Source organism: Pseudomonas sp. Xaverov 83, assembly GCF_019352905.1.
Lineage (GTDB): Bacteria > Pseudomonadota > Gammaproteobacteria > Pseudomonadales > Pseudomonadaceae > Aquipseudomonas > Aquipseudomonas yamanorum.
Genome location: NZ_JAAAFU010000075.1, coordinates 617,972 through 639,165, shown reverse-complemented (window position 1 = coordinate 639,165; position 21,194 = coordinate 617,972). Strand labels below are relative to the sequence as shown.

Below are 21,194 nucleotides of genomic sequence, written 5' to 3'. Positions count from 1 at the left end.
TCCAGCCCCACAGTTGATCTCCACTCACTCCTCCATCCAAGGACCCCGGATGCTTGAACTTGTCGCTGCGTTTATTTGCCTGACCACCCTGCTCACTTACGTGAACTACCGCTTCATCGGCCTGCCGCCCACCATCGGTGTGATGGTAACGGCGCTGATGTTTTCCCTGCTGCTACAAGGCTTGAGCTTTATCGGCTACCCCGGCCTTGAAGAGCGCATCCAGCAGTTGATCGGCCAGATCGACTTCGGCGACTTGCTGATGAACTGGATGCTCTCGTTCCTGCTGTTCGCCGGCGCCTTGCACGTAAATCTGAGCGACCTGCGCAGCTACCGCTGGCCGATCGGCCTGCTCGCCACCTTCGGCGTATTGATCGCCACCGTGGTGATCGGCAGCCTGGCCTTCTACATCTTTGCCCTGTTCGGCTGGCATGTGAGCTTCCTGTACTGCCTGCTGTTCGGTGCGCTGATTTCTCCCACCGACCCGATTGCCGTACTCGGTGTGCTGCGGACCGCCAACGCGTCGAAACCACTGAAGACCACCATCGTCGGCGAATCGCTGTTCAACGACGGCACGGCGGTGGTGGTGTTCACCGTGTTGCTGGGCATCGCGCAACTGGGTGAAACGCCTACGGTCGGCGCGACGGCCATGCTGTTTGCCCATGAGGCGATCGGTGGCGTGGTGTTCGGCGGGCTGATCGGCTACATCGTGTACCTGATGATCAAGAGCATCGAGCAGTACCAGATCGAAGTAATGCTCACCCTCGCCCTGGTGATCGGCGGTTCGGCGATGGCCACCGAGCTGCACGTCTCGGCACCGATTGCGATGGTGGTCGCCGGGCTGATCATCGGCAACCTTGGCCGCAAGCTGGCAATGAACGACATGACCCGCCGCTACCTGGACGGTTTCTGGGAACTGCTCGATGACATGCTCAACGCCCTGCTGTTCGCGCTGATCGGCATGGAGCTTTTGCTGTTGCCGTTCAACTGGCTGCACGTGTTGGCGGCAAGTTTGCTGGCGGTGGCGATCCTGTTGTCACGCCTGCTGACGGTGGCCCCGGCGATCCTGCTGCTGCGGCGCTGGCGCACAGTGCCCCGCGGCACTATCCGCATCCTCACCTGGGGCGGCCTGCGCGGCGGGGTTTCCGTGGCCCTGGCCCTGGCCCTGCCGCTGGGCCCGGAGCGCGACTTGCTGCTGAGCATCACCTACATCGTGGTGCTGTCGTCGATCCTGTTGCAGGGCTTGAGCATCGGCAAGCTGGTCAAGCATGTGACCAAGGATGAGCCAGCGCCTGCTGCGGTGCCGGAGACTCACTGATCCTTTTTGATCTGCTGCGGATGCCTCGGGTCCGCAGCAGCCTTGCCCGGCAAGCTGCTTTCACTGCGAATCTGCGCATGGCTGATCAGCGCAAAGATAAAGCTGCCGCCGATGATATTGCCCGCCAATGTCGGCCCGGCGAACACCAGCCAGAAGTCTTTCCACGGCAGCTCGCCGGCAAATACCAGGTACGACACTTCCGCCGAGCCCACCACGATGTGGGTGAAGTCTCCCAGTGCCATCAGGTAGGTGATCAGGATGATGATCCAGATCTTGGCACTCTCCATGGACGGGATCATCCAGACCATGGTGGCGATCATCCAGCCCGACACGATGCCCTTGGCGAACATCTGGTAGGCGTCGTTTTCCATGACCTTGCGCCCGATTTCCAGGAAGGCCAGGTCGGTCTTGGTGTCAAAGATCGGCAAGTGCAGCATCACGTACGCCACCAGCAAGGTGCCGCACAGGTTGCCCACCAGCACCACGGCCCATAAGCGCAGCAGGCGTGCGAAATTCTTCAGCGTGGGTTTGCTCATCACCGGCAACACCGCGGTCAGGGTGTTTTCGGTGAATAACTGCTGACGGGCGAGGATCACGGCAAGAAAGCCGGCGCAGTAACCAAAACTGGCGATCACCTTGAACTCTTCGCCATCCGGCAGGCGCGAGTTGAGCAAGCCCATGCCCATCAGCGACAGGCCCATGGTCAGGCCGGCGGCCAGCGCCGACCACCACAACGCGGCGACGTTGCGCTCCAGTTCCTGATCGCCTTGAGTGCGGATGATCTCATGCAGAACCGCCGCGCGAGGCGGCTGGTTCTTGTCGACGTCGTGCTGCTCTTCCTGCGACAGATTGGGGGTCTTGCCGTCTTCTTGCGTGGCCATGGTGATACCTGAACGGGGGGCGATATTCAGGTACGACCTATGGTTGATCAAGAGCGTTCACTGGCCCTGCGCAGGATTACTCGCCGAGGCCTTCCGACTGGAACTGATCCTTCACGTACTTGATCTCGGTACGGCCATGGGGCGCCGGCAGACCGTCTTCACCCAGGTTCACGAAGACCATTTTTTCCACGGTAAGGATGCTCTTGCGGGTGATCTTGTTACGCACTTCGCAGGTCAGGGTGATGGAGGTACGACCGAACTCGGTGGCGGTGATGCCCAGCTCGATGATGTCGCCCTGGCGCGAGGCGCTGACGAAGTTGATTTCAGAGATGTACTTGGTCACCACCCGTTGGTTGCCCAGTTGGACAATCGCGTAGATGGCCGCTTCTTCGTCGATCCAGCGCAGCAGGCTGCCACCGAACAGGGTGCCGTTGGGGTTGAGGTCTTCGGGTTTTACCCATTTGCGGGTGTGGAAGTTCATGTTCACTCCAAAGCGTGTTGCGAAATGATGGGCAATATCATGGCAGAGGCCGGGCCCAAGCTCTATGAGCCATTGCCTATCAACCCCATGAGCGATCTTCATGCCGCCGACAGAAAGGCTTTAGAAGTCAGGCGCGGGCGGCTATAATCGCCTCCGCTTCAAAACGGTCATCTTCGATTGATACCGTTCTCCCGCCACCTGTCCGAGGGGCGCTGCAGCAGGCTCGACCTGTCAGGCTCGGATGGGGCGTTGTCCGGCCTGGTTAGCCAGCTGGATACTAAACGCACAACGGCGCCCATTCGCACACTACGAATGGAGGCTCTTCATGAGCGCTGTAATCACGCCTGCAGGTTTTACCGACTACAAAGTCGCCGACATGTCCCTCGCTGCCTGGGGCCGTCGCGAAACTTTTATCGCCGAATCCGAAATGCCAGCCCTGATGGGCCTGCGTCGCAAGTACGCCGCTGAGCAGCCGCTCAAGGGCGCGAAGATTCTCGGCTGCATCCACATGACCATTCAGACTGCCGTGCTGATCGAAACCCTGGTTGCCCTGGGTGCCGAAGTACGTTGGTCGTCCTGCAACATTTTCTCGACTCAAGACCAGGCCGCTGCCGCTATCGCTGCTGCCGGTATCGCCGTGTTCGCCTGGAAAGGCGAGACCGAAGAAGAGTACGAGTGGTGCCTGGAGCAAACCATCCTCAAGGATGGCAAGCCATGGGACGCCAACATGATCCTCGACGACGGCGGCGACCTGACCGAGTTGCTGCACAAGAAGTACCCGCAGATCCTCGACCGCGTCCACGGCGTGACCGAAGAGACCACCACCGGCGTCCACCGCCTGCTGGACATGCTGGCCAAGGGCGAGCTGAAAATCCCGGCCATCAACGTCAACGACTCGGTGACCAAGAGCAAGAACGACAACAAGTACGGCTGCCGTCATAGCCTGAACGATGCGATCAAGCGCGGCACCGACCACCTGTTGTCCGGCAAGCAAGCGCTGGTGATTGGCTACGGTGACGTGGGCAAGGGTTCGTCCCAGTCCCTGCGTCAGGAAGGCATGATCGTTAAAGTCTCCGAAGTTGACCCGATCTGCGCCATGCAAGCCTGCATGGACGGTTTCGAAGTGGTTTCGCCGTTCATCAACGGCCAGAACGACGGCACCGAAGCGAGCATCGACAAAGCGCTGCTGGGCAAGATCGACCTGATCGTGACCACCACCGGCAACGTGAACGTGTGCGATGCAAACATGCTCAAGGCCCTGAAAAAGCGCGCCGTGGTGTGCAACATCGGTCACTTCGACAACGAAATCGACACCGCTTTCATGCGCAAGAACTGGGCATGGGAAGAAGTGAAGCCACAGGTACACAAGGTTCACCGTACCGGTGCGGGTGATTTCGACCCACAGAACGATGACTACCTGATCCTGCTGGCCGAAGGCCGTCTGGTCAACCTGGGCAACGCCACTGGCCACCCAAGCCGCATCATGGATGGCTCGTTCGCCAACCAGGTACTGGCCCAGATCTTCCTGTTCGGCCAGAAATACGCCGACCTGTCGCCCGCCCAGAAAGCCGAGCGCCTGACCGTGGAAGTACTGCCGAAGAAACTCGACGAAGAAGTGGCCCTGGAAATGGTCCGCGGCTTCGGCGGCGTAGTGACCCAACTGACCAAGACCCAGGCCGACTACATCGGCGTGACGGTCGAAGGCCCGTTCAAGCCGCACGCTTACCGCTACTAAGTCCTACTGTAGGCACCGGCTTAAGTGGGAGCTGGCTTGCCTGCGATAGCATCACCTCGGTGTGACTGACGCACCGAGGTGCCTGCATCGCGGGCAAGCCCGTCTCCCACACAAGCCCGCTTCCACATTGACGGTGTACACCTTCTGGCTTTATGAGTTTCCATAGGTATGACCATGTCCCAAGACCGTCGCTACAGCTTCGAGTTCTTCCCGACCAAGACCGATGCTGGGCATGAAAAACTGATGGCGACTGCCAAGCAGTTGGCCAGCTTCAACCCCGATTTCTTCTCCTGCACCTACGGTGCCGGTGGCTCCACCCGCGATCGCACGATCAACACCGTGCTGCAGCTGGAAAGCGAAGTCAAAGTCCCAGCGGCTCCGCACTTGTCCTGCGTGGGTGACAGCAAGGCCGACCTGCGCAGCCTGCTGACCCAATACAAGCAAGCCGGCATCAAGCGCATCGTCGCCCTGCGCGGTGACCTGCCGTCCGGCATGGGCATGGCCAGCGGCGAGCTGCGCTACGCCAATGACCTGGTGAGCTTCATCCGTGAAGAAACCGGCGATCACTTCCATATCGAAGTGGCCGCTTACCCGGAGATGCACCCTCAGGCGCGCAATTTCGAAGACGATCTGCAGAACTTCGTGCGCAAGGCCAACGCCGGCGCCAACAGCGCGATCACCCAGTACTTCTTCAACGCAGAAAGCTACTTCTACTTCGTTGAACGTGTACAGGCGATGGGTGTAAATATCCCGATCGTGCCGGGTATCATGCCGATCACCAACTACAGCAAACTGGCGCGCTTCTCTGACGCCTGCGGCGCTGAAATCCCACGCTGGATTCGCAAACAACTGGAAGCCTACGGCGACGACGTCAAGAGCATCCAGGCGTTCGGTGAGCAGGTCATCAGCGAGATGTGTGAACAATTGTTGCAAGGTGGCGCGCCAGGGTTGCACTTCTATACCCTGAACCAGGCTGAGCCTAGCCTCGCTGTCTGGAACAACCTGAAGCTGCCACGCTAAGGTCTGTTCCGAAATGCAAAGGCCCTCATAATGAGGGCCTTTGCCGTTCTAAACGCCCACGGAATCCTGCAGTCCATGAATAAAACCGCCCCGACGTCCCGCCCGCAACTGGTCTACCTGGTATTCGGCGCAGAGACTTACCATCAGGAAGCGGTATTCAGCATCGCCAGCGCCCTGGCTTTCCTGCGAGATACGCCGGATGCCGGCATCGACATCCAGGTCTTCAGCGACAACCCCGAGCCCTATCGCCTGCTGCCGGTACGGGTACGCCCGCTGGACGAAGCCACGCGCAAACGCTGGAGCGAGCCCCATGGCTACCACTTCCGCACCAAGCACGTGGTGCTGCGGCAAGTGTTGCAAGAATCGGAAGTGGCGCTGCTGATCGACACCGACACGTTTTTCCACCATTCGCCCCTGGCGCTGTTTGAACGCGTGCAGCCCGGCACCCTGCTGTGCAACGCCTTCTACACCAAGTACGGCGACAACCACGAAAGCATTCTGTACAGCGCCTTGTACCAGCGCCTGCTGGACATGGGCGTGGCCGACGACGACATGATGACCCTCAACTCCGGGGTCATGGGCCTGACGCAGCAGGACGCGCACATCCTCGACCGTTCGATCGAGTTGATGGACGAACTGTTTCCCCATGCCCAGGGCGCCTACACCCTGGAAGAGTTCTGCCTGTCGATCGCCGCCTATCGCACCCTCAATGTGCGCGAATGCCCAGACCTGATCCACCACTACTGGAGCCGCAAGCAGCTGTTCCGCGCCAAGGTCAAGGCGTGGATCACCAAGCACGGGGCTAACCCCACCAGCGCCACGGCCTTGGACGATACCCGCCAGGTCTCCGCTCACCTGCCCCGCCCGCCGCGCCTGCAACGGCTGATGTACAAGCTGATCACCCTGGCATTGCCCAAGCACCAGCAGCAGTTCATCCGGGAAATTCTCTACGGTTGCTATGAACATGAGAACGAATTCGACCAGGCGTGTGGCCCGGTTTGGTGGGACAAGGCCCGACAAAATCAGGAAGAGCGCCAGGGTCGACCCGTAGATGCCCACCTGCTGGAGCACTGGTTTGCCAATCCCGTGGTGCGGCTGATTCTCGGTGAGCGGCGCGAGGCGATCTACGAACACTTGATCAAATCTCCGGGCAAGTAAAACCTGCAGGTGCCCGCAGATCGCTGTGCCAGAGCTTCTCTTTAGCCCGCCACAGTCGTAATCTCAGGGCATGCCTGTCACTTTCCGGTTGTTGACTGCTGTTCTTTTCGCTTGCCTGAGCCTCGGCGCCCATGGCGAGAAATTGCGTATTGTCACCGAGCCCTGGGCGCCTTACGTGTATGACGACCACGGCACCATGCGCGGGCTCGACTACGAGACCACGGTGATTGTGTTCCAGCGCCTGGGCATCGACGTGGATTGGCAATTCTTGCCCTGGAAGCGCTGCCTGGCGATGCTCGACCAGGGCCAGGCCGATGGCGCGCTGGATATTTTCCACAGCCACGAACGCGATGCGGTGCTGCTGTACCCCAGCGAGCCGCTGTCCGAGGTGGAGTTCGTGCTGTTCTATGCCAACGAGCGCCCGCATCCCTTCCAGTCCTTCGAAGACCTGCGCGGCCTGACCATCGGCACTTCACCGGGCTACCTCTATGGCGCCGAATTCAGCGAGTCCACCCTGTTCAAGCAGGAACCGGCCGCCAGCCACGAGGCCAACTTCGGCAAGCTGGCTCTTGGCCGGATCGACCTGGTCATCACGGACCGCCGGGTCGGCCAGCATGTGCTCAAGGCCCTCGGACTTGAGCACCAGATCACCCAGGCGCCCCAGGTGGTCAGCAGCCAGCCACAGTTCCTGGCCGTGCGCCGGGGTGCCGGCATGGACTTGCTGGTGCAACGCTTTGCCGCCGAACTCAAACGCTTCAAGCAAGAGCCGGCCTACGCGGCCTTGAGCGCCAAATATGCCGGTGCGAGCCTCCAAACCAGCGCATCAGCCCTGCCTGCAAGCACCGTTGAGCAGCAGGAAAGCAGCGCGAAGTGATTGCTCTGTTATACTCCGGCCTTTCCGCCAGGCTTACGCCCGGACGCTTCGGTCTTGCAAAAGGCACCCGACCCCGCTACAGCGCAGCTTTCAAGCCCGCGCGAGCCGTCTGAGTGCCTGCCAGCCCCAGCAGGACCGGACGGGATTGCGTTCATCTAAACGCCATTCACGCCAGGCAAGACTATCCCTCTGGGCCAAGCCCTAACTAAAACAGGATTACTCATGTCCTTTGCTTCCCTCGGTCTCTCCGAGGCTTTAGTCCGCGCCATCGAGGCAGCGGGCTATACCGAGCCTACTCCGGTGCAACAGCGGGCCATTCCCGCCGTGTTGCAAGGCCGCGACCTGATGGTTGCGGCTCAGACAGGTACTGGTAAAACCGGCGGCTTCGCCCTTCCGATCCTGGAGCGGTTGTTCCCCAACGGTCACCCGGACAAATCCCAGCGTCACGGCCCGCGCCAACCGCGCGTACTGGTCCTGACCCCTACCCGCGAACTCGCCGCCCAAGTGCATGACAGCTTCAAGCTGTATGCCCGCGACTTGAAGTTCGTCAGCGCCTGCATCTTCGGCGGCGTCGGCATGAACCCACAGGTTCAGGCCATGTCCCGTGGTGTCGACGTACTGGTTGCCTGCCCGGGTCGTTTGCTCGACCTGTGCGGCCAAGGCAGCGTCGATTTGTCCCACGTGGAAATCCTCGTGCTGGACGAAGCCGACCGCATGCTCGACATGGGCTTTGTCCATGACGTGAAAAAGGTCCTCGCGCGCCTGCCGGCCAAACGCCAGAACCTGCTGTTCTCGGCCACGTTCTCCAACGACATCACCGCTTTGGCGGGCAAGTTGTTGCACAACCCGGAGCGCATTGAAGTCACACCGCCGAACACCACGGTCGAGCGTATCGAGCAGCGCGTATTCCGCCTGCCGGCCGCTCACAAGCGTTCGCTGCTGGCCCACCTGATCACCGCCGGCGCGTGGGAACAGGTGTTGGTCTTCACCCGCACCAAGCACGGCGCCAACCGCCTGGCCGAGTACCTGGACAAGCACGGCCTCACCGCCGTCGCGATCCACGGCAACAAGAGCCAGAACGCCCGCACCAAAGCCCTGGCCGACTTCAAGGCCGGTGAAGTGCGCATCCTGGTCGCCACCGACATCGCCGCTCGCGGCCTGGACATCGACCAACTGCCCCACGTGGTCAACTTCGAGCTGCCAAACGTCGACGAAGACTACGTGCACCGTATCGGCCGTACCGGCCGGGCCGGTCGTTCGGGCGAGGCCATTTCCCTGGTTGCACCGGACGAAGAAAAGCTGCTGAAAAGCATCGAGCGCATGACCAAGCAGAAAATCGCCGATGGCGACCTGATGGGCTTCGACTCCAGCGCCGTTGAGGCTGAGAAGCCTGAAGTGCGCGAGCGTCCGGACGTGCGTAACCCGCGCAACAACCCACGCGGTCCGAAGGGCGATGGCCCGAACGGCGGCGGCGGCGGTGGCGGTCGTAAAGACAAGGGCAAGGACAAGGGCGGCAAGGACAAGGCTGCGACCAATGGCCGTGGCGAACGCCCGGCCCGTGAGCAAAAGCCCCGTGAAGGCACCCCGGCCCGCGAACAGCGCCAGCCGAGCCAACCGCCACGTGCTGCTGCCGACCGTGCTCCGGACGAGTTCCTGGACGACGACGTAGACAACTTCGGTAACCGCGTTGACTACGTGCCCCAGGCCAAGCCGGCCCAAGGTCGCGGTCGTCGTCCGGGCGCTCCCGCCCAGGGCGCAGGCGCAGGTTCTGCACCACGCACCGGCGGCCAGCCACAAGGTCGCCAGAACGGTCCGCGCAGCAGCAACGGCGCCACCACCGGCACCCCGCCGGCCAAGCGCAGCGGCCCGCGCAACGGTGCACCCCGTGACGGCCAGGCCCGTCGCGAAGAGTCGCGCAACCGTCGCCCGGCCCGTGATGATCAACCTCGTCTGTCGGAGCCAGCGGTGCAAAACCCGCGCGGCGGCCCGGCACCGAAGATCATCCACAAAGAGTCGAAAAGCGATCGCACGCTGACACCTGAGCAGTTGGATCAACTGCCGGGCCGTCCACGTGGTGAAAAACCGGCGTTGCTGACCCGCAACCGCTGAGTTTTCAAAGCGCCATAAAAAATGCCCCGGATCGCGAGATCCGGGGCATTTTTGTGTGGCCGGCGAAAATTTACTTCGCTTTCACACCTTCAAAGGTCACATACAGCTCAACCGTGTTGGACGCTGGGCCCAGGTCCATCTGCTTGCCGAAGTCCTGGCGATTGAAGGAGGTAGTACCTTCAAAGCCGGCACGGTAGCCGCCCCATGGATCCTTGCCTTCACCCAGGAAGGTCGCCTTGACGACGATCGGCTTGGTCACGCCGTGAAAGGTCAGGTCGCCGGTCACGTCAGCAGTGACTTGGCCAGCAGCGTTCTTACCAGTGGTCTTGACGCTGGTGGAGACGAACTTGGCGTCGGCAAACTTGCCAACGTCCAGGAAGTCTTTGCTGGCGATGTGCTTGTCACGTTCGGCGTGGTTGGTGAACACGCTGGCGGTGCGGACGTTGAACTCAATCTTGCTGTCTTCAGGCTTGGCAGCATCGAAGCTGAATTTGCCGTCCAGGTCCTTGAAGGTACCGGTGATGAAGCTGTAGCCCAAGTGGCTGATCTTGAAGTCAACGAAGGCGTGCTGGCCTTCCTTGTCGACAACGTAGTCAGCTGCCATCGCCTGACCGGCAGTCAGCAGGGCGGAACCGATGGCCAGAGCGGCGAGAGTCTTTTTCAACATGCTTTCTATTCCTTGTGAGTCGAGGTTGAACATCAGGCTTTGCGCCCCAGCATACGAACCAGGGTCACATCACGATCAATGAAATGGTGTTTCAGCGCGGCCACGCCATGCAGGCCGGCGAACACCACCAATACCCAGGCCAGGTACAAATGCACCACGCCTGCAGTGTCTGCCTGGTCCGGTAGCCCGGAAACCAGTGCAGGAATCTCAAACAGGCCAAACACCGGGATCCCGACACCGTCTGCGGTGGAAATCAGGTAACCGGCAATCATCACGGCAAACAGCCCGAGATACAGGAATGCGTGGCCAAACGCAGCCCCCAGACGCGTCATGCGGCTATAGCTGGCAAGCGGTGGTGGCGGCGGGCTGACCAGGCGCCAGACGATCCGCACGAGCATGATGGCGAACAGCGTGATGCCAATGCTTTTGTGCAGGTCCGGGGCGTCTTTGCGCCAGGTGCTGTAGTAGTCGAGACCGACCATCCACAGGCCCAATGCGAACAGACCGAACACCACCAGGGCCACGCCCCAGTGCAAAACGATGCTGACCCAGCCATAGCGGGCCGGTGAATTACGTAGTTGCATGTCCCAAATCCCGTAAGAGCTGTGGCAAGACTATCGATTTACCTATCGAATTAAAGCGGAAAATTTCGCTTTGAAATATCGAGAAATACGATCAAGAGCGTATGCAGAGTAAGTTAACAAGAGATTAAGGACTATCCAGAAGAAACGTGACGGACTGTCCTGCGTTTACCACCAATTTACGCTTCAAACCCGCAATGGGTTGTGACACACGTCTGCATTGCATAGGCTTGCGCGATTGTTTCGCCCGCGCACGTCGCGAGCCGCTTCGAGGAGAATGAACATGGGTTTGAATAATCAGTGGATGCAACGCGACCTTGCAGTGCTTTGGCATCCCTGCACCCAGATGAAAGACCACCAGCAACTGCCGTTGATCCCGATCAAGCGTGGCGAAGGCGTCTGGCTGGAAGACTTCGAAGGCAAACGCTACCTCGACGCCGTCAGCTCCTGGTGGGTCAACGTGTTTGGCCACGCCAACCCGCGCATCAACCAGCGCATCAAGGACCAGGTGGACCAGCTGGAGCACGTGATCCTCGCCGGGTTCAGCCACCAGCCGGTGATCGAACTGTCCGAGCGCCTGGTGAAGATGACCCCCGAAGGCCTGACGCGCTGCTTCTACGCCGACAACGGTTCGTCGTGCATCGAAGTCGCGCTGAAGATGAGCTTTCACTATTGGCTCAACCGTGGCCTGCCGAACAAGAAGCGCTTTGTCACCCTGACCAACAGCTATCACGGCGAAACCATCGCCGCGATGTCGGTAGGCGATGTGCCGCTGTTCACCGAAACCTACAAGGCCTTGCTGCTGGACACCATCAAGGTGCCGAGCCCGGACTGCTACCTGCGCCCCGAAGGCATGAGCTGGGAAGAACACTCCCGGAACATGTTCCTGGCCATGGAACAGACCCTCGCCGAACACCACGACACCGTGGCCGCCGTGATCGTCGAACCGCTGATCCAGGGCGCCGGCGGCATGCGCATGTACCACCCGGTGTACCTCAAGCTGCTGCGTGAAGCCTGCGACCGCTATGGCGTGCACCTGATCCACGACGAAATCGCCGTGGGCTTTGGCCGCACCGGCACGATGTTCGCCTGTGAACAGGCCGGCATCCGCCCGGACTTCCTGTGCCTGTCCAAGGCCCTGACCGGCGGCTACCTGCCATTGGCGGCGGTGATCACCACCGACGATGTGTACGACGCCTTCTACGACGACTACCCGACCCTGCGCGCCTTCCTGCATTCCCACAGCTACACCGGCAACCCGCTGGCCTGTGCGGCGGCCCTGGCAACCCTGGATATCTTCGAAGAAGACAACGTCATCGAAAACAACAAGGCCCTTGCCCAGCGCATGGCAACCGCCACCGCGCACCTGGTGGATCATCCCCATGTCTCGGAAGTGCGCCAGACCGGCATGGTGCTGGCCATCGAGATGGTGCAGGACAAGGCCACCAAGACCGCCTACCCGTGGCAGGAACGCCGTGGCCTGAAGGTATTCGAGCATGCCCTGGAACGTGGCGCGTTGCTGCGGCCGTTGGGCAGCGTGGTGTATTTCCTGCCACCGTATGTGATCACCCCGGAGCAGATCGACTTCCTGGCTGAAGTGGCCAGCGAAGGGATTGATATCGCCACCAACAGCAAGGTCAGCGTGGCGGTGCCCAAGGATTTCCACCCGGGGTTTCGTGATCCGGGCTGATTGAGTTCACTTGATTAATCGGGTGCACGGGCTGCCGCGATCGCGAGCAAGCTCGGCTCCCACAGGTTTTGTATTTCTTCCGAGAACAGAAATGAGACTGTCCCGCTTTTTTGTCGACGCCCCCCTGAGCCTTGGCGACCACGAGCTGCCGGAGGCCCAGGCGCATTACATCAGCCGCGTCTTGCGTATGAACGAAGGCGACGCCGTGCAACTGTTCGACGGCTCCGGCCAGGAGTTTCGCGCCAGCTTGCTGGAAGTCGGTAAAAAACGCGTGGTGGTGCAGGTCACCGAAACCTTCGCCGGGCAGGTCGAATCGCCCTTGCAGATTCACCTCGGCCAGGGCCTGTCCCGTGGCGAGCGGATGGACTGGGCGATCCAGAAAGCCACCGAGCTTGGGGTGAATGAAATCACCCCGATCTTCAGCGACCGCTGCGAAGTGCGCCTCAAGGACGAACGTGCCGACAAACGCCTGCAGCACTGGCGGCAGGTGGCGATCAGCGCGTGCGAGCAATGCGGTCGCTCGCGGGTGCCGGTGATTCACCCACCGCTGTTGCTGGCAGATTGGTTGAAGCAGGCGGAGGCGGATTTGAAGTTGGTGCTGCACCCGGTAGCCGAGCCGCTGGTGAGCCACGCCAAGCCTGGGAGCCTGGCCTTCCTGATCGGGCCGGAGGGTGGATTGACTGATGGGGAAGTCGAGACGGCACAAGGTGCGGGTTTTCATTCTGCACGCCTGGGCCCACGGGTACTGCGTACCGAAACCGCGCCGGTCGTGGCGCTGGCCGTAGCCCAACAACTCTGGGGCGACTTCTAAACCCTGCCTTGCAAACCCAATCAAATGTGGGAGCTGGCTTGCCTGCTCCCACATTTTGATCGGGTTTCCACTCCACTACTCCACCGGGTCACTCACAGGCGTCGCAATAATCGCCTTCAACTCACTGGTCATCGGGAATTCCAGGTTCAGGCCCTTGGGCGGAATCGGCTGCTCAAACCAGCGCTGGTAAATCCCGTTGATCTCCCCCGAGCTGTACAGCCCGGCCAGGGTCTCGTTGACCACCGCGAGAAACTGCGGGTCGTCCTTGCGCACCATGCAGCTGTAGATTTCCCGCGACTGCTCTTCCCCCACCACCACCCACTTGTGCGGGTCCTTGGCCTTGGCGCGCTCGCCGTAGAGCAATGCGTCGTCCATGTAGAACGCCGCCGCCCGGCCCGATTGCAGCATCTGGAAGGCTTCGCCATGGTCCTTGGCGCTGATCACCGACATGTTCAGTTTGTGATCAACGTTGTAGCTCTTGAGAAACCGCTCGTTGGTGGTACCGGCGGTGGTTACCACGTTCTTGCCTTGCAGGTCGGCGAAGCTTTTGATGCCGCTGTCGTTGGCGGTCAGCAACTGGCCCTTCACGTAGATAAACCCGTAGGAAAACGCCACCTGCTTCTGCCGCTCGGCCGTCACACCGGTGGAACCGCATTCCAGGTCCACGGTGCCGTTTTGCACCAGGGCTATGCGGGTCTGGGAAGTCACCAGGTTGTACTTCACGTTGAGCTTCGGCACGCCGGTTTTCTGCTGGATGCGCTCGACGATCTTGTTCGCCAGCTCCACCGAATAGCCCATGGGCTTGCCGCTGTGATCCCCCACATAGGAAAACGGCACCGAGGCATCGCGGTAGCCGAGGGTGATGCTCTTGGCGTTGGCGATCTTGCTCAGCGTGCCGTCCAAGGGGGCCTCAGTGGCATGGGCCTGAGCCCCCAATAACAGCCCCAGGGTGCAGCCGATCAACGTGATTTTTTGCATTGTTATTCTCCGTTGGTGGTTAAAGGTTCAGGTACGGCGCACCGCAATGACACTGATCTCGACCAGCACGTCCGGTCGCGCCAACTGTGCCTGCAACGTGGTACGCGTCGGTGCCTGCCCCGGCGACAACCAGGCGGACCAGACTTCATTCATCAGCGCAAAACCCTCCTGAATATTGTTCAGGTAGATGGTCGCATTCAGCAGATGATCCTTGTCGCTGCCGGCCTCCGCCAGCAGCGCATCAATCTTGGCCAACACTTCCTCGGTCTGGGTCGTCACATCGCGCCCTTCCCCCGGCACCTGGCCGGACAAAAACACCAGGTCCTGAAACACCACGGCGCCAGACAGGCGACTGTTGCTGTTGATTCGGGTGATGGTCATCTAAACATCCTCAAGCGGCACGGGGCGCGAAGCCCTGCATATCAATGGAAGTGGTGTGCCGGCCAATCAACTCGGCCAGCACCTGGCCGCTGCCGCAAGCCAGGGTAAACCCAAGGGCGCCGTGGCCGAGGTTAAGCCACAGGTTGCTATAAGCGCTGGCGCCAATCAGCGGCACACCCGTAGGCGTCGCCGGGCGCATGCCGGCCCATTCGACCGCGTGCTGGTAATCACCGGCCAGCGGGAACGTCTCAAGTGCCTGACGTTTAATCAGCGCCAGGCGCTTGGGTTCAAGGCGGGTGTCGAAGCCGACGATATCCACCATCGCCGCGACCCGCAGTTGCTCACCGATGCGCGCGTAGACGACCTTGCGGTCGTAGTCGGTGATGCTGATGTTCGGTGCCTGATGCTGCGCGCCAATCGGCACGCTCAGGCTGTAGCCCTTGAGGGGATAGAGCGGCAGCGACATGCCGGGCAAGGCCAGCTCGGGGCTGCGGTGCCCGGCGGCGAGCACCAGGTGCTGCAAGGGCAGCCGCTCACTGCCCATTTCGATAGCCTGCACGGCGCCTGCGCTGTGACGAATCGCCGTCACCTTGCGCCCCAACAGGAACGTGCAACGCCCCGACGCTTCAAGGCGCGCCGCCAACTGTTGGCAGAACGCATGGCAGTCACCGACTTCTTCATTGGGCGTATAAATACCGCCGGCAAAACTGGCACCGTCCAGGGTCGGTTCCAGCCGGGCGCAGTCCGCCGCCGAGAGCACTTGTTGCTGCAACGGGTCGGTCACTTTATTCAGCGCGCGCTCATAGCTGTCGAGGCTGCGAAAGGTCACCAGCTTGCCATTGCGCCGCCAGTGGAAATCCCCCAACTGGTCCTCTTCACGCCAGCGTTGCAGGGTGTCCTGGCTCAGGGACGCCAGGCGCAGTAGATGGCCCGCATTGCGCTGGTTCACCGAGCCACGGCAGGCTCCCAGGAACGACGCCATCCAGCGCCACTGCGCCGGGTCCATGCGCGGGCGCAGCTTCAGCGGCGAGTCACCGCGCAGCATCCAGCCGATGGCTTGCAGCGGCACGCCCTTGTCGGCCAACGGCGCGACATAGCGGTAGGACAGCTGCCCGCCGTTGGCGAAACTGGTCTCGCTGCCCAGGGTTTCCCGAGCCTCGACCACAGTCACCTGCATACCGGCACGCACCATGGCGTAGGCACTCGCCAGGCCGATAACCCCACCACCGATGATGCAAACCTGCTGAGCCATGTGCGTCCCTTAACCGTGCGATGTCAGGCTTGAAGGTTAGAGGCAGGTGACAGCGGCGGGACAATGAATAAAGATGGGTCACCCATAAACAAAGGTTATGGACTGCTCATGCGCTTGCGTCATATCGAAATCTTCCAAGCCATCCGCCAGACCGGCTCCATCAGCGCCGCCGCCCAGCTGCTGCATGTCTCGCAGCCAGCGGTGAGCAAGGTGCTGCAGCATGCCGAGTTGCAGCTGGGGTTCCCGCTGTTCCTGCGCATACGTGGCAAGTTGCAGCCGACGCCGGAAGCATTGGCGCTGGAGCGGGAAGTCGACAAGGTGACCGAAAGCCTGCAAGGCGTGCGGCGCCTGGCGCAGAACCTGCGGCGTGAGCCGGGCCAGAGCCTGCGTATCGGCGCCACACCGGCGCTGGCCCTGTCGTTGCTGCCGCCGGCCATCCGCGAATGGACCCAACGCTACCCGGACATTGCCTGCGAGCTGTCCAGCGCCCACAGCCGCGAGCTGGTGCAAAACCTGTTGATGCGTGAGGTCGACGTGGCACTGACCCTGCAACCGCCCGATCACCCGGGCCTGACCGCCCAGGCCCTGGCCCACGGCGTGCTGGTGGCACTGGCGCCGAAGGCTTACTGGAAAGAAAACGAGTTGGGCAAACCCCTGCCGCTGATGGCCCTCGCAGGAGCACCGTTGATTGGCCTGTCCAGCGCCGACCCGTTGTCGGCGAAGCTGGACAGCTACCTGGAAGCGGTCGATCCACCGCCACGGGTCAGCATTGCAGTGCAGACCTATTCCCTGGCCAGGGCCATGGTCGAGTCCGGCGCCGGGCTGGCCGTCATCGATCCGTTCACCGCCCTCGGCGCGTCACCGGCCACCACCTCCATTCGCCCGTTGGCGCCGCCGCTGCCAATCACCTTGTACGCCCTGACCCGCGCCGACGAACCGCCGCCACATATGCTGGCGAGCCTGCTGGAGATCTTCGGCAGCCGGGCCCAGGAGCAATTGGACCGGCTATAACACGTACCCCATGATCGCCACGAAATGCAGCAGGCTGCCGCCGATCACGAACAAATGCCAGATCCCGTGGGAGTGCCGCAAGCGGTCCTCCAGGGCAAAGAAAATAATGCCCACGGTGTACAACACCCCACCCGACGCCAGCCAGGCAAAACCCGTGGGGCCCAGCGCGGCAATCAGCGGCTTGACCGCCACCAGCACGATCCAGCCCATCACCGCATAGATCACGATCGACAGGATCCGCGCCTCGGAGCGTGGCTTGATCTCCTGCAGGATGCCGATCACCGCCAGCCCCCACACAATCCCGAACAACGTCCAGCCCCACGGCCCGCGCAGCGTCACCAGGCAAAACGGCGTGTAGCTGCCGGCGATCAGCAGGTAGATCGAAAAGTGATCGACCTTCTGCATGATCGCTTTCTTGCGCCCGCGCACGCTGTGGTAAACGGTGGACGCGCTGTACAACACCAGCAATGTGAAACCGTAGATCGCTACGCTGACAATCTTCCAGGGGTTGCCGTCCATACTGGCCACCACCAACATCCATACCGCACCCACAAAAGCCGCAACCGCCCCGAGCAAGTGGCTCCAGGCGTTGAATCGTTCCCCGTGATACATGTGTCACTCACCTCGAATAACGGTTATCACCCAGACCATTCTGACGTCACCCATCCAATATCAGGTAACAACCTTTCTTCATTTGCCCAAATACACGAGCCGATGGATGATTCGCTTCATCCTGTGGGAGCTGGCTTGCCTGCGATAGCGGTGTATCAGCAGCAGATACATGTCTGACCCACCGCTATCGCAGGCAAGCCAGCTCCCACATAAAACCCCTCATCGGTAACGCCCATGCCCGACCTTGAACCTGCCCAGCCCCACCCGAGTCTGTGGCAGTTGTTTTACAACTTCGCCATGGTCGGCCTGTTTGGCTTCGGCGGCGTGATGCCCTGGGCGCGGCAGATGATGGTCGACCGCAGGCAGTGGGTCAGCGAACAAGGCTTCAACGAGCTGCTGACCACCGGCCAATTTTTCCCCGGGCCGAATATCGCCAACGTCGGCATCATCTACGGCCGGCGCCTCCACGGCTTGCCGGGTGCGGTTGTGACCGTGGTCGGCTTGTATCTGTTCCCCTCGCTGATCACCGTGCTGGCCGGCTTCGCCTATGCCAAATGGTGGAGCCATGACGTGGTGCAGCAGATCTTCGGCGCGGTCATGCCAATCGCCACCGGGCTGATGCTCGGTACCACCTTGCGCCTGCTCAAGGCCATGCCGCGGACCCTGGCCAACTACAGCGCGTTCGTCCTGACCTTCGTGTTGATGGCGGTGCTGGTGTTGCCGTTGTGGATGGTCTTGTTGATCTGCATTCCCAGCTCCCTGGCCTTGAGTTTCATGGGCAAGCAAAAGGTGGCCGGCTGATGCAGAGCGTGCTGTTTCACCTGATGATCCAATGCGCGCTGTGGTCGCTGATGGCGATTGGCGGCAACACCGTGGCCCTGAGCGATATCCACCGCTACACCGTCACCGACATGAACTGGATCACCGACGCGCAGTTCGTCGCCTTCTTCGCCTTGTCCCAGGCCTTGCCGGGGCCCAATGGCATGTTCCTGGTATTTATCGGCCAACAAGCCGCCGGGTTGCCGGGCGCGCTGGTGGCGCTGACCGCCAAGCTGGTGCCCTGCTCGGTGCTCACCTACTTCGGCGCCGGCTGGCTGGAAAAACACACCGAGACGCCGTGGGTGCAGCGGGTCAAAGGCAGCCTGTTGCCGATCTCCATCGGGCTGATCCTGGCCGCCAGCTACATCCTGATGAACAGCCTGGAAAACAATGCCACCAGCCTGGTGCTGACCTTGGCCAGCGCCGCCGTGGTGTATTACACAAGGCTCAACGCAATCTGGCTGATCATCCTCGGCGTGGTGTTGGGCCTGTGCAGCGCATGGCTGGGAGTGAACTGGTTTTAGGGGCACAATCGACGGCATTCGAACAAGAGTCACGCCCATGCTGATCGACGAAGAGTTCACCCTCAAAAAGCTGGAAATCTTCCTGGCGTTCATGCGCACCGGCAACCTGGCGCGGGCGGCGGCTGAATTGCAGACCAGCAACGTCAGCGTGCACCGGGCGATCCACTCCCTGGAAAACGCCCTGCGCTGCCCGCTGTTCAAACACGAAGGCCGCAACCTCACACCGCTGGAAAGCGCCTATGTGCTGGAAGAGCGTGCGCAGAAGCTGGTGCAGGATGTGGTGGACAGTGTGCGGGTGACCCGCGAGGCCGCCGGCTTTTCCGCCGAGCGCTTCAAGCTGGGCTCGCTGTATTCGCTGACGGTGAAGACCGTGCCGCAGTTGATCATGGGGCTGAAGATCCGCCGCAGCGAACTCAACATCGACCTGATCCTCGGCTCCAATTTCGACTTGCTCTACAAGTTGAAAAACATGGAAGTCGACGCGATCCTGATCTCCCTCGACGAGCACGCCAACGATCCCGACTGCGAGCAGATCGCCCTGTTCTCCGACGATATTTTCCTCGCCACCCCGGCCGATTCACCCTTCGACCGCGAACAGGAAATCGACCTGGCGGATGTGCGCGACGCCACCTTCATTACCCTCACCCAGGGCTTCGCCACCCACCAGGACGGCAACCGCGTGTTCAAGCAGGCAGGGTTCGAGCCGAAGGTGGCGATGCAGGTCAACGACATCTTTACCCTGCTGAGCATGGTCAGCTCGGGTGTGGGCTATGCGCTGCTGCCGGGGCGGATAGCGGCGGTGTACGAGAACCGGGTCAAGCTGATTCCCCTGCAACCGCGCTACCGTTTGCAGCAGCACATTGGCGTGGTGTTTCTGAAAGCCAAGGAGCGCGACCCGAACTTGCTCGCGCTGTTGGCAGAGTGCCGGATGTATGCGAACCGCCAGACTTGAGACCGCTATCGCAGGCAAGCCAGCTCCCACATTTGACCGAGTACTCCCAGACAACCCAGTCAAATGTGGGAGCCGAGCTTGCCCGCGATGAGGCCAGCCCATTCAACCCAGCGTTTGGATCTAGCCAACAATCCCGCGCACGATGAAGTAGAGCACCGACGGCCCCAGCAAGCACCCAAGCCCGGTGTGAAAGGTGGCGGTCAACGCGCCATACGGCACCAACCGACGATCCGTCGCTGCCAGTCCTGCCGTCACACCGCTCACGGTACCGGCCAGGCCGCCAAACACCATCGCCGAGCGCGGATTATCCAGGCCCATCCAGCGTGCCGCCATGGGCGTGCCCACCATCACCAGGATCGCCTTGATCAACCCAGTCGCAATGGACAGCGCCACCACATCCGAGCTTGCACCCAACGCCGCCCCGGTCACCGGCCCAACGATGTAAGTCACCGCGCCCGCACCAATGGTGGTCATGCTGATCGCATCGCGATAACCAAACGCCCAGGCGATACTCGCGCCCACAATAAACGGCAACACCGTACCCAGCAGCAAGGCAATCGCACCAATCAAACCGGCCTTGCGCGCCTCGGTGGCCTGCACTTCAAACGCCGTGGCCACGATGGCAAAGTCCCGCAGCATGGCCCCGCCCATCAAGCCGATCCCGGAAAACAGCGCCACATCCGCCAAGCCTTTCTGCCCACCGGTCAAGGTGCCGCCCACCCAGGCCAGCACCAGCCCGATCACAATCGCGATGGCAGAGCCGTGGATGCGTCCGAAGGTCAGGCGCTTGGACAGCACCACCGAAATCCACATCACCACGCCGACAAATGCAAAGGCGGTGACCAAGCCGTTATTTGCCAGGCCTTTCTCGATGAGTTCCCACATATCAGCGACCTCCCGCGACAGGTGCAGCCGCGATCAGCGGCTCTTCATCGGGCAGCGGTTCGCCTTTGTGCGTACGGCTGATCAAGGCAATCGTGCAACCGCACACCACCACCGAACCAATCGCCGCCAGCACCGCCACCGGGCCGCCGTGCAGCGCGGTCACGACGTTTTGCTGGGCCGCCATCGCCACCACCACCGGGATGTACATGGCGCCCCAGAAGCCGACACCCATCTCGCATTCCTTGGTCATGCCGCCGTGCTTGTGCATCCACAGCCGCGCGCAGATCAGCAGGATCATTGCGATGCCCACCCCGCCCACGTTGGATTTCACGCCCAGCAACACGCCGAGCATGTCTCCCAGAATCACGCCTGCCAACATGCAGATCGCCAGCAACGCCACACCGTAAATAATCATGATGGTTGTCCTCAAAGTGCTTCATCGAAATTGTTGTTTTTGT

The 21,194-nt window shown here is 61.3% G+C and carries 22 protein-coding genes and 1 riboswitch; of the genes, 12 read left to right on the top strand and 10 right to left on the bottom strand.

Annotated features, from left to right (window positions below):
- The first annotated feature begins 49 nt into the window (after nt 1-49).
- Nucleotides 50-1,315 (top strand): sodium:proton antiporter, encoded by a 1,266-nt coding sequence (locus tag K0H47_RS24255; protein ID WP_063026575.1) that lies wholly within the window; start codon nt 50-52, stop codon nt 1,313-1,315.
- On the opposite strand, the gene K0H47_RS24250 is transcribed toward K0H47_RS24255, so the two are convergent.
- Both K0H47_RS24250 and K0H47_RS24245 read right to left on the bottom strand, forming a co-directional pair.
- Nucleotides 1,309-2,196: a formate/nitrite transporter family protein gene (locus K0H47_RS24250; RefSeq protein ID WP_063026573.1), complete on the bottom strand. Its 888-nt coding sequence runs from the start codon at nt 2,194-2,196 to the stop codon at nt 1,309-1,311. The genes K0H47_RS24255 and K0H47_RS24250 overlap by 7 nt on opposite strands.
- Before the next feature lie 76 nt (nt 2,197-2,272).
- The gene (locus K0H47_RS24245; RefSeq protein WP_003216852.1) at nt 2,273-2,677 is read right to left on the bottom strand and encodes an acyl-CoA thioesterase; all 405 of its coding nucleotides are present in this window, start codon (nt 2,675-2,677) and stop codon (nt 2,273-2,275) included.
- Between the two features lie 198 nt (nt 2,678-2,875).
- A riboswitch (S-adenosyl-L-homocysteine riboswitch) is annotated at nt 2,876-2,981 on the top strand.
- A gap of 21 nt (nt 2,982-3,002) precedes the next feature.
- Between K0H47_RS24245 and ahcY the strand changes: the two genes are divergently transcribed.
- From ahcY to K0H47_RS24220, 5 genes are all read left to right on the top strand, one after another.
- Nucleotides 3,003-4,412, top strand: coding sequence for an adenosylhomocysteinase (ahcY, locus tag K0H47_RS24240; RefSeq protein ID WP_063026571.1), 1,410 nt, complete (start codon nt 3,003-3,005; stop codon nt 4,410-4,412).
- A gap of 174 nt (nt 4,413-4,586) precedes the next feature.
- A complete protein-coding gene (gene metF, locus K0H47_RS24235) occupies nt 4,587-5,432 on the top strand; it encodes a methylenetetrahydrofolate reductase [NAD(P)H] (RefSeq protein WP_063033886.1) in 846 nt (281 codons plus the stop codon).
- Nucleotides 5,433-5,507: 75 nt separating this feature from the next.
- Nucleotides 5,508-6,590 (top strand): hypothetical protein, encoded by a 1,083-nt coding sequence (locus tag K0H47_RS24230; protein ID WP_219273753.1) that lies wholly within the window; start codon nt 5,508-5,510, stop codon nt 6,588-6,590.
- Between the two features lie 70 nt (nt 6,591-6,660).
- A complete protein-coding gene (locus K0H47_RS24225; RefSeq protein WP_177025591.1) occupies nt 6,661-7,464 on the top strand; it encodes an ABC transporter substrate-binding protein in 804 nt (267 codons plus the stop codon).
- Nucleotides 7,465-7,686: 222 nt separating this feature from the next.
- Nucleotides 7,687-9,573: a DEAD/DEAH box helicase gene (locus tag K0H47_RS24220; protein WP_017476487.1), complete on the top strand. Its 1,887-nt coding sequence runs from the start codon at nt 7,687-7,689 to the stop codon at nt 9,571-9,573.
- Nucleotides 9,574-9,643: 70 nt separating this feature from the next.
- Here the strand turns inward: K0H47_RS24220 and K0H47_RS24215 are convergent, their stop codons facing one another.
- Entirely contained in the window at nt 9,644-10,240 is a 597-nt protein-coding gene (locus K0H47_RS24215; protein WP_010167625.1) for a YceI family protein, read from the bottom strand.
- A 32-nt stretch (nt 10,241-10,272) separates the two neighbouring features.
- Nucleotides 10,273-10,824 (bottom strand): cytochrome b, encoded by a 552-nt coding sequence (locus K0H47_RS24210; protein ID WP_063026565.1) that lies wholly within the window; start codon nt 10,822-10,824, stop codon nt 10,273-10,275.
- Between the two features lie 280 nt (nt 10,825-11,104).
- Between K0H47_RS24210 and K0H47_RS24205 the strand changes: the two genes are divergently transcribed.
- On the top strand, nt 11,105-12,511 hold the full coding sequence (locus K0H47_RS24205) for an adenosylmethionine--8-amino-7-oxononanoate transaminase (protein WP_219273752.1): 1,407 nt from the start codon (nt 11,105-11,107) through the stop codon (nt 12,509-12,511).
- 91 nt (nt 12,512-12,602) lie between these two features.
- Nucleotides 12,603-13,322 carry a 16S rRNA (uracil(1498)-N(3))-methyltransferase gene (locus K0H47_RS24200; protein WP_063026561.1) on the top strand — a complete coding sequence of 240 codons (720 nt, stop codon included), beginning with the start codon at nt 12,603-12,605 and terminating at the stop codon, nt 13,320-13,322.
- A 75-nt stretch (nt 13,323-13,397) separates the two neighbouring features.
- On the opposite strand, the gene K0H47_RS24195 is transcribed toward K0H47_RS24200, so the two are convergent.
- From K0H47_RS24195 to K0H47_RS24185, 3 genes are read right to left on the bottom strand one after another with little or no spacing between them, the layout of a single operon-like run.
- Nucleotides 13,398-14,300 (bottom strand): transporter substrate-binding domain-containing protein, encoded by a 903-nt coding sequence (locus K0H47_RS24195; RefSeq protein WP_063026559.1) that lies wholly within the window; start codon nt 14,298-14,300, stop codon nt 13,398-13,400.
- A gap of 27 nt (nt 14,301-14,327) precedes the next feature.
- Nucleotides 14,328-14,681: a RidA family protein gene (locus K0H47_RS24190; RefSeq protein ID WP_218263023.1), complete on the bottom strand. Its 354-nt coding sequence runs from the start codon at nt 14,679-14,681 to the stop codon at nt 14,328-14,330.
- A gap of 10 nt (nt 14,682-14,691) precedes the next feature.
- Nucleotides 14,692-15,933: a D-amino acid dehydrogenase gene (locus tag K0H47_RS24185; RefSeq protein WP_219273751.1), complete on the bottom strand. Its 1,242-nt coding sequence runs from the start codon at nt 15,931-15,933 to the stop codon at nt 14,692-14,694.
- A 108-nt stretch (nt 15,934-16,041) separates the two neighbouring features.
- On the opposite strand from K0H47_RS24185, the gene K0H47_RS24180 reads away from it, so the two are divergent.
- The gene (locus tag K0H47_RS24180; RefSeq protein WP_177070866.1) at nt 16,042-16,944 is read left to right on the top strand and encodes a LysR family transcriptional regulator; all 903 of its coding nucleotides are present in this window, start codon (nt 16,042-16,044) and stop codon (nt 16,942-16,944) included.
- Here K0H47_RS24180 and K0H47_RS24175 read toward each other — a convergent pair.
- Nucleotides 16,939-17,556, bottom strand: coding sequence for a hemolysin III family protein (locus K0H47_RS24175; protein WP_003216828.1), 618 nt, complete (start codon nt 17,554-17,556; stop codon nt 16,939-16,941). The genes K0H47_RS24180 and K0H47_RS24175 overlap by 6 nt on opposite strands.
- A gap of 234 nt (nt 17,557-17,790) precedes the next feature.
- Between K0H47_RS24175 and K0H47_RS24170 the strand changes: the two genes are divergently transcribed.
- From K0H47_RS24170 to K0H47_RS24160, 3 genes are read left to right on the top strand one after another with little or no spacing between them, the layout of a single operon-like run.
- Nucleotides 17,791-18,357: a chromate transporter gene (locus K0H47_RS24170; RefSeq protein ID WP_003216826.1), complete on the top strand. Its 567-nt coding sequence runs from the start codon at nt 17,791-17,793 to the stop codon at nt 18,355-18,357.
- A complete protein-coding gene (locus tag K0H47_RS24165) occupies nt 18,357-18,899 on the top strand; it encodes a chromate transporter (RefSeq protein ID WP_063026551.1) in 543 nt (180 codons plus the stop codon). The genes K0H47_RS24170 and K0H47_RS24165 overlap by 1 nt, the downstream gene beginning before the upstream one ends.
- Before the next feature lie 37 nt (nt 18,900-18,936).
- On the top strand, nt 18,937-19,851 hold the full coding sequence (locus K0H47_RS24160) for a LysR substrate-binding domain-containing protein (RefSeq protein ID WP_003216822.1): 915 nt from the start codon (nt 18,937-18,939) through the stop codon (nt 19,849-19,851).
- Between the two features lie 120 nt (nt 19,852-19,971).
- Here K0H47_RS24160 and madM read toward each other — a convergent pair whose 3' ends face one another.
- Both madM and madL read right to left on the bottom strand, forming a co-directional pair.
- A complete protein-coding gene (madM, locus tag K0H47_RS24155; protein ID WP_003216820.1) occupies nt 19,972-20,736 on the bottom strand; it encodes a malonate transporter subunit MadM in 765 nt (254 codons plus the stop codon).
- Between the two features lies 1 nt (nt 20,737).
- Nucleotides 20,738-21,151 (bottom strand): malonate transporter subunit MadL, encoded by a 414-nt coding sequence (gene madL, locus K0H47_RS24150; RefSeq protein WP_003216818.1) that lies wholly within the window; start codon nt 21,149-21,151, stop codon nt 20,738-20,740.
- Nucleotides 21,152-21,194: the final 43 nt, after the last annotated feature.

Bases quoted from the DNA above. Each gene is read 5' to 3' on its own strand.
- K0H47_RS24255 (WP_063026575.1), top strand. From the start codon at position 50: ATGCTTGAACTTGTCGCTGCGTTTATTTGCCTGACCACCCTGCTCACT.
- K0H47_RS24250 (WP_063026573.1), bottom strand. From the start codon at position 2,196: ATGGCCACGCAAGAAGACGGCAAGACCCCCAATCTGTCGCAGGAAGAG.
- K0H47_RS24245 (WP_003216852.1), bottom strand. From the start codon at position 2,677: ATGAACTTCCACACCCGCAAATGGGTAAAACCCGAAGACCTCAACCCC.
- ahcY (WP_063026571.1), top strand. From the start codon at position 3,003: ATGAGCGCTGTAATCACGCCTGCAGGTTTTACCGACTACAAAGTCGCC.
- metF (WP_063033886.1), top strand. From the start codon at position 4,587: ATGTCCCAAGACCGTCGCTACAGCTTCGAGTTCTTCCCGACCAAGACC.
- K0H47_RS24230 (WP_219273753.1), top strand. From the start codon at position 5,508: ATGAATAAAACCGCCCCGACGTCCCGCCCGCAACTGGTCTACCTGGTA.
- K0H47_RS24225 (WP_177025591.1), top strand. From the start codon at position 6,661: ATGCCTGTCACTTTCCGGTTGTTGACTGCTGTTCTTTTCGCTTGCCTG.
- K0H47_RS24220 (WP_017476487.1), top strand. From the start codon at position 7,687: ATGTCCTTTGCTTCCCTCGGTCTCTCCGAGGCTTTAGTCCGCGCCATC.
- K0H47_RS24215 (WP_010167625.1), bottom strand. From the start codon at position 10,240: ATGTTGAAAAAGACTCTCGCCGCTCTGGCCATCGGTTCCGCCCTGCTG.
- K0H47_RS24210 (WP_063026565.1), bottom strand. From the start codon at position 10,824: ATGCAACTACGTAATTCACCGGCCCGCTATGGCTGGGTCAGCATCGTT.
- K0H47_RS24205 (WP_219273752.1), top strand. From the start codon at position 11,105: ATGGGTTTGAATAATCAGTGGATGCAACGCGACCTTGCAGTGCTTTGG.
- K0H47_RS24200 (WP_063026561.1), top strand. From the start codon at position 12,603: ATGAGACTGTCCCGCTTTTTTGTCGACGCCCCCCTGAGCCTTGGCGAC.
- K0H47_RS24195 (WP_063026559.1), bottom strand. From the start codon at position 14,300: ATGCAAAAAATCACGTTGATCGGCTGCACCCTGGGGCTGTTATTGGGG.
- K0H47_RS24190 (WP_218263023.1), bottom strand. From the start codon at position 14,681: ATGACCATCACCCGAATCAACAGCAACAGTCGCCTGTCTGGCGCCGTG.
- K0H47_RS24185 (WP_219273751.1), bottom strand. From the start codon at position 15,933: ATGGCTCAGCAGGTTTGCATCATCGGTGGTGGGGTTATCGGCCTGGCG.
- K0H47_RS24180 (WP_177070866.1), top strand. From the start codon at position 16,042: ATGCGCTTGCGTCATATCGAAATCTTCCAAGCCATCCGCCAGACCGGC.
- K0H47_RS24175 (WP_003216828.1), bottom strand. From the start codon at position 17,556: ATGTATCACGGGGAACGATTCAACGCCTGGAGCCACTTGCTCGGGGCG.
- K0H47_RS24170 (WP_003216826.1), top strand. From the start codon at position 17,791: ATGCCCGACCTTGAACCTGCCCAGCCCCACCCGAGTCTGTGGCAGTTG.
- K0H47_RS24165 (WP_063026551.1), top strand. From the start codon at position 18,357: ATGCAGAGCGTGCTGTTTCACCTGATGATCCAATGCGCGCTGTGGTCG.
- K0H47_RS24160 (WP_003216822.1), top strand. From the start codon at position 18,937: ATGCTGATCGACGAAGAGTTCACCCTCAAAAAGCTGGAAATCTTCCTG.
- madM (WP_003216820.1), bottom strand. From the start codon at position 20,736: ATGTGGGAACTCATCGAGAAAGGCCTGGCAAATAACGGCTTGGTCACC.
- madL (WP_003216818.1), bottom strand. From the start codon at position 21,151: ATGATTATTTACGGTGTGGCGTTGCTGGCGATCTGCATGTTGGCAGGC.